The sequence below is a fragment of the Pseudomonas putida genome (assembly GCF_028682455.1).
In the GTDB taxonomy this organism is placed as follows: Bacteria; Pseudomonadota; Gammaproteobacteria; order Pseudomonadales; family Pseudomonadaceae; genus Aquipseudomonas; species Aquipseudomonas putida_AA.
In genome coordinates this window covers 777,794-790,574 of sequence record NZ_JANHLD010000002.1, presented here as the reverse complement: position 1 = coordinate 790,574, position 12,781 = coordinate 777,794, and the positions used below count along the sequence as shown (strand labels likewise).

The following is a 12,781-nucleotide window of genomic DNA, read 5'->3' as shown; positions in this document are numbered from 1 at the left end:
GGGGCGCCTGTTCTGTGAGCTGAGCTACGCCACCGACCTGTTCAGCGCGACGCGCATCGAACGCTGGCGCCGGCATTTGGAGACGCTGCTCGAGCAGATCGCCGAGTGCCCGGACCAGCGCCTGTGCGACTTCGACCTGCACGAGCCTGCGGCCTGGCAACAGCTGCAAGCCTGGAATGCATTGCCTGCCGGCGCCGTGGACGAGCAACTGGTGCACCGGCGCATCGCCGAGTGGGCCGCCCGCACCCCGAACGCCCCGGCCGTACGCTGCGCCGAGCAGGTCCTGAGTTTCGCCGAGCTGGAGCGCCAGGCCAATCAACTGGCCTGCTACCTGCACGCCCGTGGCGTTGGCCCCGAGAGCCGCGTGGGTGTCGGCCTGCCTCGTTCGCCACGCTTGCTGGTGGCGCTGTTGGCGGTGTTCAAGAGCGGTGCGGCCTATGTGCCGCTGGACCTGGACTACCCGCAGGAGCGCCTGGCGTACCAGATCCGCGATGCCGGCCTTGCCTGGTTGCTGGGCGACAGCCGCGACCCGCGCCGGGCGCCGCTGCCGGACGGGGTCGAGCGCCTGGATCTGGACCTGCTGGAGCTGCACGACCAGCCCAATGAGGCCCCGCCGGTAACGCCCCATGCGCACAACCTTGCGTACCTGATCTACACCTCCGGTTCCACCGGCCTGCCCAAAGGGGTCGCTGTGGCCCATGGCCCGTTGGCCATGCATTGTCGGACCATCGGCGCGCGCTACGAAATGACGCCCGCCGACCGCGAGCTGCACTTCATGTCGTTTGCCTTCGACGGTGCCCACGAGCGCTGGCTCACCGCGCTGACCCACGGCGCCAGCCTGGTGCTGCGAGACGACAGCCTGTGGACGCCGGAGCAGACTTACCAGGCCATGGGCCGCTACGGGGTGACCGTCGCGGCGTTCCCGCCGGCCTACCTGCAGCAGATTGCCGAGCATGCCGAAGGCCGCGACGACGTGCCGGCGGTGCGGGTCTACTGCTTCGGTGGCGATGCGGTGCCGCATGCCAGTTTCGAACAGGTCCGCCGGGTATTGCGCCCGGCGTGGATCATCAATGGCTACGGGCCGACCGAAACAGTGGTCACGCCGATGATCTGGAAGGCCGGCCCGGCCGACCAGTGCCAGGCCGGCTACGCGCCGATCGGCGACCGCGTCGGCGCACGCAGTGCCTGGGTCCTGGATGGCGACCTGAACCCGGTGCCGACCGGCGTGTGCGGCGAGCTCTACCTGGGTGGCGAGGGCCTGGCGCGGGGCTATTTCCAACGCCCGGGGCTGACTGCCGAGCGCTTCGTGGCCGACCCTTTCGGTGCCCCGGGCGGGCGCCTGTACCGCACCGGCGACCTGGTACGCCAGCGCGCCGATGGGATCCTCGACTACCTGGGCCGGGTCGACCATCAGATCAAGGTTCGTGGTTTTCGCATCGAGCCGGGCGAGATCGAAGCGCGCCTGCGCGCCGACGCGCGGGTGCGCGAGGCGCTGGTGGTGGCGCGCGAAACCCTCACCGGCAAGCAGCTGGTGGCCTATGTAGCGGCCGACGACGAGCAACTGGGCGCCGAGCTGCGTGGCCTGCTGCGCGAGCAATTGCCGGACTACATGGTGCCGGCGCGGATCATGGTGATGACGCAGTTGCCGCGCAACGCCAACGGCAAACTGGATCGCAACCAGCTGCCCGAACCGGTCTGGCAGACCGACAGCGATGGCTACCAGGCCCCGCAGGGCGAGCACCAGCAACTGCTGGCGCAGCTCTGGAGCGAAGTGCTCGGCCTGCCTCAAGTGGGCGCGCAGGACCACTTCTTCGAGCTGGGCGGTCATTCGCTGCTGGCGGTGCAAGTGGTAGCCCGCCTGAAGAAGCGCCTGGGCCTCGAGGTGCCGGTGCGCCAGGTGTTCGACACGCCGCGCCTGTGCGACCTGGCGGCGGCACTGGCCCAGACCGCCACCGCCAGTCCGGCGCCGGCGCTGCAGGCCCTGGTGCATGCCGACGGCGCACCGTTGTCGTTCAACCAGCAGCGCCTGTGGTTCTTGTGGAAGCTGGCGCCCGACAGCGCGGCCTATAACATTTCCGGCGGCCTGCGCCTGCGCGGCACGCTGGACGTGGCGGCGCTGCAGGCGGCGTTCGCCCAGCTGCAGGCGCGCCATCCGGCGCTGCGCACAGTGTTCGAGGACGATGGCGAGCAGGTCCGCCAGCGGGTCATCGACGACCTGCCGCTGGCGTTCAGCGAGGTCAGCCTGCGCCACCTGGCGGCCGATGCGCGCGAAACGCAACTGGCGCAGCAGATGGCCGAGGAGGCCCGCCAGGGCTTCGACCTGGCCACAGGCCCGTTGCTGCGCGTGCGGCTGGTGCGCCTGGCGGCGGACGAGCAGGTGCTGTTGCTCACCCTGCATCACATCATCGCCGACGGTGCTTCGGTGAAGCTGCTGCTGGACGAATTCGCCACCTGCTACCGCGCCCGGCTCGACGGCGCGGTCGCGCACTTGCCCGCGCTGGCGATCCAGTACGCCGACTTTGCCGTGTGGCAGCGGCAGTGGCTGGCCAGTGGCGAATGCGAACGCCAGTTGGCGCACTGGCGCCAGCACCTGGGGCGCGAGCATCCGCTGCTCGAGCTGCCCCTGGACCACCCGCGCCCGGCGCAACAGAGCTTCAGTGGCGACAGTGTCGACTTCGCGGTGGCGCCTGAACTGGCGCAGCAACTGCAACGCCTGGCGCTGGAGCAGGGCAGCTCGCTGTTCATGCTGCTGCTGGCAGCCTTCGGCACCTTGTTGATGCGCTACAGCGGCCAGTGCGACCTGCGCATCGGCCTGCCCATCGGTGGCCGCCAGCAGGAGGAAACCGAAGGTCTGGTGGGCTTCTTCGTCAACACCCAGGTGTTGCGCCTGAACATCGACGGCCAAGCTTCGTTCAATCGGCTGCTGGCCCAGACCCGCCACGACGTACTGGACGCCCAGGCCAACCAGGACCTGCCGTTCGAGCAACTGGTCGAAGCCCTGCAACCGCAGCGCAGCCTCAGTCACAACCCGCTGTTCCAGGTGTTGTTCAACCACGACCGGGTCGACAGCCTGGCCAGCCTGGCGCTGCCGGGGTTGACGGTCCAAGCGCTGGCCTCGGCCCGGCGCAGCACCCAGTTCGATCTGGTGCTGGACACCCGCGAGTGTGCCGACGGTCAGTTGCTCGGCAGCTTCGGCTATGCCACCGACCTGTTCGAACGCGACACCATCGTGCGCCTTGGCGGGCACTTCCAGCGCCTGCTGCAGGCCATTGTCCAGGCGCCGGACGAAGCCGTGGAGCGGTTGCCCTTGCTGGCCAGCAGCGAGCGCGCGCAATTGCTCGATGGCTGGAATGCCACCGGGCGCGACTACAGCCAGGCGCCGATGCTGCCGCAGCTGATCCGGCGCCAGGCCGAGCGTACTCCGCACGCCTGTGCGCTGGTGCACGGCGAGCGCCAGTTCAGTTATGCCGAGCTCGAGGCGCGGGCCAATCGCCTGGCCCATTGGTTGCGCAGCCAGGGGGTGGGCTGCGATGTGCGCGTCGGGGTCTTCGCCGAGCGCTCGGCGGAACTGGCCATTGCCTTGCTGGCCATTCTCAAAGCGGGTGGCGCGTACCTGCCGCTCGACCCGGACTACCCGGCCGACCGCCTGGCGTTCATGCTCGAGGACAGCCAGGTGCCGTTGCTGCTCACCCAGCAAGCCCTGCTCGAGCGCCTGCCGGCCTGCACCGCGCCGGTATGGTGCCTGGACCGCGACTGGGCGCAGACCGACGACCAGCCGGCGTCGCCGCCAGCGATCGACTACCCGCCGCAGAGCCTGGCCTACTGCATCTACACCTCCGGCTCCACCGGTCGCCCGAAAGGCGTGGGTAACCATCACGCGGGGCTGCTCAACCGCCTGCAATGGATGCAGGACGAATATCGCCTCGATGGCAACGACCGGGTGCTGCAGAAGACCCCGTTCAGTTTCGACGTGTCGGTGTGGGAGTTCTTCTGGCCGTGGTTTACCGGCGCCACGCTGGTCATGGCCGAGCCCGGCGCGCACCGCGATCCGGCGCGCCTGCGCCAGGTGATCGTCGAGCAGCGCATCAGTACGCTGCACTTCGTGCCATCGATGCTCCAGGCGTTCATTGCCGCCGGTGAGCTGGCGGCCTGCAGCGGGCTGCGCCAGGTCATGTGCAGTGGCGAGGCGCTGCCCTTCGAGTTGCAGCAGCAGTTCCAGCAACAGCACGGCGCGGCGCTGCACAACCTCTATGGGCCGACGGAAGCGGCCATCGATGTCAGCTACTGGCACTGCGTCGACGAGCCGGGCCGGCACAGCGTGCCCATCGGCCGGCCGATCGCCAACACCCGGCTGATGATCCTCGACAGCCAGCTGCAGCCGGTGCCGGTAGGGGTCGCGGGCGAGTTGTACATTGCCGGCGCCAACCTGGCGCGGGGTTACCTGGGGCGGGCGGGGCTGACCGCCGAGCGCTTCGTCGCCGACCCGTTCGGCGCGGCGGGCGAGCGTATGTATCGCACCGGTGACCTGGCGCGCTGGCGCGCGGACGGGGTGATCGACTATGTCGGGCGGATCGACCACCAAGTCAAATTGCGCGGCCTGCGCATCGAGCTGGGGGAGATCGAGGCACGCCTGCTGGAACATGCACGGGTGCGCGAAGCGGTGGTGGTGGCCTGGCAAGGAAATGCCGGGGCGCAGCTGGTGGGCTATGTGACACCCGACACTCCCCAGGCAGACCCGCAAGCCTTGCTGGACACTCTGCGCGAGCAGTTGCGCGAGCACCTGCCGGACTACATGGTACCGGCGCAATTGCTGTACCTGGAGAGCATGCCGCTGAGCCCCAATGGCAAGCTCGATCGCAAGGCGCTGCCGGCGCCGCAATGGCAGGCGCGCGGTTACTGTGCCCCGCAGGGCGAGCGGGAAATCCGGCTGGCGGCGATCTGGCAGTCGGTGCTGGGCGTGGAGCAGGTGGGGCGCGACGACGACTTCTTCGAGATCGGCGGCCATTCGCTGCTGGCGGTGCGCATCGTTGCGAAAATTCGCGAGGCGTTTGCCATCGAGTTGCCGCTGCGCACGCTGTTCGATACGCCGAACGTGGCAGGCCTGGCCCTGGCCCTGGAGCGCAGTGGCGGGGCATCGGCCAGCGTACCGCTGCCCCGTGAGCGCCCGGCGCGCCCGGCGTTGTCGTTCGCCCAGCAGCGCATGTGGTTCCTCTGGCAGCTCGACCCGGGCAGCGATGCCTATAACATGCCGGTGGCGCTGGAGCTTGACGGGGCCCTGGACCGCCTGGCCCTGGAGCGCGCCCTCGCGGCATTGCTCGAACGCCACGAAGCGCTGCGCAGCTGCTTCCCGAGCGAGGAGGGCGAGGTCTACCAGCAGGTGCTGCCGGCCAGCCGCTTCAGCCTGTCGTTCAGCGACCTGCGCGCCGAAGCCGATCCCCACGGCGAAGCGCAGGCCTTGCGCATGGCCCAGGCCCGGGCCGCGTTCGACCTGGTACACGGCCCGCTGTTGCGCGGCCAGTTGCTGCGCCTGGGCGAGCAGCAGCACCAGTTGTTGCTGACCCTGCACCATATGGTCGGCGATGGCTGGTCGATGGACATTCTGGTCCGCGAACTGGGCCAGTTGTATGCCGCCGAGCGTGCCGGCGCGGATGCCGCGCTGCCGGCCTTGCCGATCCAGTACATCGACTACGCCCTGTGGCAGCGCGACTGGCTGGCCGGCGGCGAGGGCGCGCGTCAGCTCGACTATTGGCAGGCGCAGCTGGAGGGCGCGCCGCGCATCCTCGAGTTGCCGGCCGACCACCCGCGTCCGGCCCAGCAGAGCTACCGTGGCGCGCATGTCTGCGTCAACGTGCCGGGCGCGCTGGCTGGCGCGTTGGTGCGCCAGGCGCAGGGGCAGCAGGTGACACCGTTCATGCTGTTGCTGGCGGCCTTCAATGTGTTGCTGCACCGCTATGCCCGCCAGGACGACCTGTGCGTGGGGGTACCGGTAGCCAACCGCTTGCGCGGCGAGTGCGAAGGCTTGATCGGCCTGTTCGTCAACACCCAGGTGCTGCGTACCCAGGTCGACCCGGCGCAGCCTTTCAGCGCGCTGCTCGTGCAAGTACGCGACAACGTACTGGCGGCCCAGGCGCATCAGGACCTGCCGTTCGAGCAACTGGTCGAGGCGCTGCAGCCGGAACGCAGCCTGAGCCACAACCCGCTGTTCCAGGTGCTGTTCAGCCTGCAGCGGCACGATGTACGGCTGCGCGATCAATTGCCGGGCCTGCAGATGTCGAGCCTGCCGGGCGAGCGGCGTACCGCGCAGGTCGATCTGGGGCTGTTCGTCGATCAGCGTGGCGAACAGCAGTTCGAGTGCACCTTCAATTACGCCAGCGACCTGTTCGAGCGTGCCAGCATCGAGCGCATGGCCGGGCATTTCCTCCAGCTGCTCGAGGCCCTGCTGGCCGAACCTGCCCAGCCGCTGGGGCGGGTAGCGTTGCTGGGCGTTGGCGAACGGGCGGCATTGCTGGATGCCGGTGCTGCGCGCGACCACGGCGTGGCGGGCTTCGACCTGGTGGAACAGTTCGAACGCCAGGTGGCCCGTGCGCCCGAGGCGATTGCCGTGCGCCAGGGCGATGTGTGCCTGGGCTATGCCGAGCTGAACCGCCAGGCCAACGCCCTGGCCCACCGCCTGCAAGCGGCAGGCGTGGGCGCGGATGCGCGCGTGGGCGTGTGCCTGGAGCGCGGTCCGCAGTTGCTGGTGGCCTTGCTGGCCGTGCTCAAGGCCGGTGGCGCCTATGTGCCGCTGGACCCCGAGTTCCCCGCCGAGCGCCTGCGCCACATGCTCGACGACAGCCGTGCGACCTTGTTGCTCAGCCACACCAGCCTGCAAGGCACCCTGCAAGCGCTGGGTGCTGCGGCCGAGTGCTGGTGGCTGGACCAGCCTGCCGCCGACTACCCGGACAGCAACCTGCCGGCCGTGGCCCAGGGCGAGCACCTGGCCTATGTCATCTACACCTCCGGCTCCACCGGCAAGCCCAAGGGCGTGGCCGTGCGCCGCGCCGGGCTGGGCAACTTCCTCGCCAGCATGGCCCAGGCGCCGGGGCTGGCGGAGAACGGCCGGCTGCTGGCGCTGACCTCGCTGTCGTTCGACATCGCCGTACTGGAGCTGTACCTGCCGCTGGTCAGCGGCGCCAGCGTGGTGCTGGTGGACCGCGACACCGCGCGCGATCCGCAGCGCCTGTGGGCGCAGATCGAGCAGCAGCAGGTGACGGCGATCCAGGCCACGCCCTCGACCTGGCGCATGCTTGCCGAGCACCCGCGCCTGCCGGCCCTGGCCGGGCGCCAGGTGCTGTGCGGCGGTGAAGCGCTGCCGGCCGACCTGGCGCGCAGCCTGACCGCGGTCGCCGGTGGCCTGTGGAACCTGTACGGGCCGACCGAGACCACGGTGTGGTCGGCGCGCTATCACCTGGATGCCGAGCACCCGCAGGTGCTGCTTGGCGAGGCCCTGGCCAACACCTCGCTGCATGTGTTGGACGACGACCTGGAGCCGTTGCCGTTGGGCGTTGCCGGTGAGCTGTACATCGGCGGTGAAGGCCTGGCGCGGGGTTATCACGACCGCCCGGGGCTGACGGCCGAGCGCTTCGTTGCCGACCCGTTCGGCACCGGTGCACGGCTGTACCGCACCGGCGACCTGGTGCGCCGGCGTGCCGATGGCGCGCTGGAGTACCTGGGACGGATCGACCAGCAGGTGAAGATCCGCGGCTTTCGCATCGAGCTGGGCGAGATCGAGGCCTGCCTGCTGGCCGACCCGGCGGTGCGCGAAGCGGCCGTGGTGGCGCGGCAGAACCAGTTGGTGGGCTATGTGGTGGCCGACGCCGACGCCGACGAGGCCCTGCTGGGCCGGTTGCGCGAGCGCCTGCAGGCGCAGTTGCCGGACTACATGGTGCCGGCGCGGCTGATGCGCCTGCAGCGCATGCCGCAGACGCCGAACCGCAAGCTGGACCGCAAGGCCTTGCCCGAGCCCGAGCTGCAAGCCCGTGAGCAGGTGCCGCTGCAAGGCCCGGTCGAAGAGCGACTGGCGGCGATCTGGCAGGCGGTGCTGAACGTGGCGCAGGTGGGTGCCGAGGATAACTTCTTCGAGCTGGGCGGCGATTCGATCGTTTCCGTGCAGGTGGTGGCCAGGGCCCGTGAGGCCGGGCTGGCACTGACCCCGCGCGACCTGTTCCTGTACCAGAACGTACGGGCCCTGGCTGCCCAGGCACAGCCGCTTCAGGCGCAGGCGGCACAGCGCGCCGTGGCGCGGATCGACCTTGCCAGCCTGGGCGAAGAGGCCCGGGCAGCGCTGCCGGTGGGCCTGGAGGCGATTGAAGACATCGTGCCGCTGTCGCCGATGCAACAGGGCATGCTGTTCCATGCCCTGGACAGCGGCAGCGACCTGTACGTGAACCAGCTGGACGTCGTGATCGACGGCCTGGATGCGTCACGCTTCATTGCCGCCTGGGACGAAGTCAGCAACCGGCACGACAGCTTGCGCGGCAGTTTTGTCTGGCAAGGCTTCGCCGACGCCATGCAGGTGATCCACCGCGAGGTGACGCTGCCGGTCGAGCTGCTGGACTGGCGAGAAGCGTCGCCAAGCGAAGAACAGACCCAGGCCCTGGCCCGTGAACAGCGCGAGCGGCCGTTCGACCTCGGCCAGGCACCGCTGCAACGCCTGCTGCTGGTGCAGTTGGGCGCACGGCGCTACCGCCTGGTGTGGACCTACCACCACTTGCTGCTCGATGGCTGGAGCCTGTCGCTGCTGATCGGCCAGGTGCTGCGTCGCTATCTTGGCCAGCCGCTGCCGGCGCCGGGCCGCTACCGCGACTACATCGACTGGCTGCAAAGCCGCGATCCGCTGGTCAGCGAGCGCTTCTGGCGCGAACGCTTGCAACCGCTCGAGGAGCCGACCTTCCTTGCCCAGGCGCTGGGCGGTGAGCGCAGCGAACGCGGTCACCAGGCGATCTACAGCCATCTGGACGGCGCCCGCACGGCGCGGCTCAAAGACTTCGCCCGCAGCCAGCGGGTGACGCTCAACACCCTGGTGCAAGCGGCCTGGCTGCTGCTTCTGCAGCGCTATACCGGCCAGCGTTGCGTGGCCTTCGGGGCCACGGTGTCGGGCCGCCCGGCGCAGTTGCCCGGCTCGCAGGACACCCTGGGGCTGTTCATCAATACCCTGCCGATCGTCCAGGCGCCGCTGCCCGAACAGCGCCTGGGCGACTGGCTGCAGGCGCTGCAGGCCTACAACCTGGCGGTGCGCGAGCACGAGCACACGCCGTTGAGCCAGGTTCAACGCTGGGCCGGGCGCGGCGGGCAGGCCTTGTTCGACAGCATCGTGGTGTTCGAGAACCAGCCGGTCGATCGCCTGCTCAGCGAATGGGACGACGGCGAGCTGCAGTTCGAGACGGTGCGCGGCCATGGCGTGACCAACTTCGCCATGGACCTGATGGTCACCCTCGGCGAGACGCTGGATATCGAGTACATGTTCCTGCGCGAGCACTTCAACCTGAGCCAGGTGGAGGGTATTCGCAGCCACCTCGAGCAGTTGCTCGACGGTTTCTGCGACAACGCCGGCAAAGCGCTGGGCGAGTTGGTCATGCTCGTCCCGCAGGAGCTGCTGGCGCGCGCCCGGCACAACCACCTGGCGCCGCGGCGCAGCTTGCCGTCGATCACCCAGGGCATCGGCGAATGGGCGCGGCGCAGCCCGCACTGGGATGCCGTGCTCAGCGGTGACCAGCGCCTGACCTTCGCCGAGCTCGAGTCGCGCTCGAACCGCCTGGCGCAGTTCTTGCGCGGGCAGGGCGCCGGGCCGGAAACCGTGGTGGGGGTTGCCCTGCCACGCTCGGTGGACTGGCCGGTGGCGCTGTTGGCGGTGCTCAAGTGCGGCGCGGCCTACCTGCCGCTGGACACTCGCCACCCGGCCGAGCGCCTGGCCTTCATCATGCGCGACTCGGGTATGCGCCTGCTGCTGGCGCATTCGAGCCTGGACGGGCAACTGCCTGCGCAGGCGGACGTGACCCGTCTGGCCCTCGACCGCCTGGCGCTGGATGCGCTGGACGATCGGGCACCGTGCGTGGAGGTGCATGCCGACAGCCTGGCCTACTTGATCTACACCTCCGGTTCCACCGGGTTGCCGAAGGCGGTGGCGGTGTCGCACGGGCCCCTGGCGATGCACTGCGAGGCGATTGGCGAGCGCTACGGCATGAGCCCGTCGGATCGCGAACTGCACTTCATGTCGTTCGCCTTCGACGGTGCCCACGAGCGCTGGCTGGTTCCGCTGCTTTTCGGGGGCAGCCTGCTGATCCGTGACGATGAACTGTGGACGCCGCAGCAGACCCTTGCCGCCATGACTGCGCACGGGGTCACGGTGGCCGCGTTCCCGCCGGCCTACCTGCAGGCCCTGGCCAGCCAGGCCGAGGCCGACGGCACGGCACCGCCGGTACGGGTGTACTGCTTCGGTGGCGATGCGGTACCGCAGGCTGCGTTCGAGCGTGCCCGAGCAGCCTTGCGGCCGCAGGCGATCATCAATGGCTACGGGCCGACCGAAACGGTCATCACGCCGCTGTTGTGGAAGGCCGAGGGCGCCACCACCTGCGGTGCGGCCTATGCGCCGATTGGCGAGCGGGTGGGGGCGCGTACCCTGCACGTACTGGATGGCGACCTGAGTCCGGTCCCGGAAGGTGTGGCGGGTGAGCTGTATATCGGTGGCGAAGGCCTGGCGCGGGGTTATCACCAGCGACCGGGGCTGACCGCCGAGCGCTTCGTCGCCGATCCATTCAGCGTTGGCGGGCGCCTGTATCGCACCGGTGACCTGGTGCGTCGCCGCGAGAATGGAACCTTCGACTACCTGGGACGGCTCGATCACCAGGTCAAGGTGCGCGGCTTTCGTATCGAACTGGGCGAGATCGAGGCGCGCTTGCGCGAGCAGCCGCAGGTACACAGCGCCGTGGTGGTGGCCCTGGACGGCCAGGGCGGCAAGCAGTTGGTGGCCTACGTGGCGGCGGTGGCCAGCGACGGCCTGGGCGAGTCGTTGCGCCAGCGTTTGCGCGAGCGGCTGCCGGACTACATGGTGCCGGTGCATGTGTTGGTGCTCGACGCCTTGCCGCTCAACGCCAATGGCAAGGTGGACCGCCTCGCCCTGCCGGCGCCGCAGGTCAGCCTGGACAACCACTTCGTCGCCCCGCAGACCGAGGAGCAGCGTGTGCTGGCAGGCATCTGGCAAGACGTGCTGGGCGTGGAGCGGGTGGGTATCGCCGACAACTTCTTCGAGCTGGGCGGCGACTCGATTCTCAGCCTGCAGGTGGTCTCGCGGGTGCGCAACCATCCGCAGCTGCAGCGGGAAGTCCGTCTGCGCGACCTGATGCGCAAGCCGACCATCGCCGAGCTGCTGGCGCCGGTCGACGCGCCGACGCCAGTGGCGACCACGGCCGAGCAGGTGCTGCCCGAGGGTGAGTTGTTCAACTTGCTGCCGATCCAGCAGTGGTTGTTCGAGGTGCCGATGGAGCAGCGCCAGCACTTTAACCAGGCGCTGCTCCTGGATGTGCTGCAACCGCTGCAGGACGCTGCGCTCAAGCAGGCGGTGGACCAGCTGCTGGCACGTCACGAGGCACTGCGCTTGCGCTTCGTACCGGGCGCGGGTGGCTGGTCGCAGCGTTATGCCAGTGTCGAGGAGGCCGCGCAGGTCGCGGTGCTCTGGCAACTGGAGCTTGCCGACAGCGCCGAGTTGGAAGCGGCGATCCAGCGCGCCCAGCGCAGTCTCGACCTGAGCCAGGGCCCGCTGCTGCGCGTGCTGCATGCCCGCCTGGCGCAAGGCGGCGAGCGGTTGCTGTTGGTGATTCATCACTTGGCCGTCGATGGGGTGTCCTGGCAGGTCCTGCTCGAGGACCTGCTCGCCGCCTACCAGGCGGCCTGCGCCCGCCGCGAGGCCAAGCTGCCCCGGCCCACCAGCCGCTACCGCGACTGGGCGCAGCGCCTGCAGACGCGGGCACGCAGCCCCGAGGGCGAGGCCGAGCTGGCCTTCTGGCTGCAACAGGTGGGCGCAGGCCCGGCCCTGGAACTGCCGGTCGACAACCCCCGCGGGCGCAACCTGGTCGGTACAGCGGGCGAGGCGCACATCAGCCTCGATCCGCAGCGCACCCAGTTGCTGCTCAAGGCAGCCCCGGCGGCCCTGCAGGCACAGATCAACGACCTGCTGCTCACTGCACTGTCACGGGCGGTGTGCCGCTGGAGCGCCAACGACTCGGTGTTGCTCCAGCTCGAAGGCCACGGCCGCGAAGACCTGTTCGACGAGCTCGACCTGAGCCGTACGGTGGGCTGGTTCACCAGCATGTTCCCGGTGCATCTGCGCCCGGGCACCGGCGAGGTGGTCGACTCGGTGCGGGCGGTGCGCGAGCAATTGGCCCAACTGCCTGAGCGCGGCCTGGGCTTCGGTGCCTTGCGCTACCTGGGGCGTGCCGAGGTGCGCCAGGCGCTGGCGCAACTACCGCCGCCGCGCATCACCTTCAACTACCTCGGCCAGCTGGACCAGGTGGGTAGCGGCCAGGCGCTGTTCGGCGCGGCCCAGGAAAGCCTGGGTGACTTGCACAGCCCGTCGGCACCGTTGGCCAACTGGCTGGAGATCATCGGCCAGGTCCACGACGGCCGCCTGGGCATGCGCTGCATCTACAGCCGCAAGCGCTACCGCCCGGACACCGTGCAAGCCCTGCTCGATACCTTCGAGGCCGAACTTCACCGCCTGATCGATCATTGCGAGCGGCTCTCATGA

Annotated in this window: 1 protein-coding gene (only partly in view); it reads left to right on the top strand. The window is 69.4% G+C overall.

Annotated elements, in window-relative coordinates; genetic code table 11:
• Positions 1-12,781 carry the 3' portion of a non-ribosomal peptide synthase/polyketide synthase gene (locus tag NPS58_RS14180; protein WP_274115979.1) on the top strand. 1,346 nt of this gene lie to the left of the window's left edge, so 12,781 of the gene's 14,127 nt are visible here — the last part of the coding sequence; its start codon lies off the left edge, out of view; it ends in the stop codon at positions 12,779-12,781.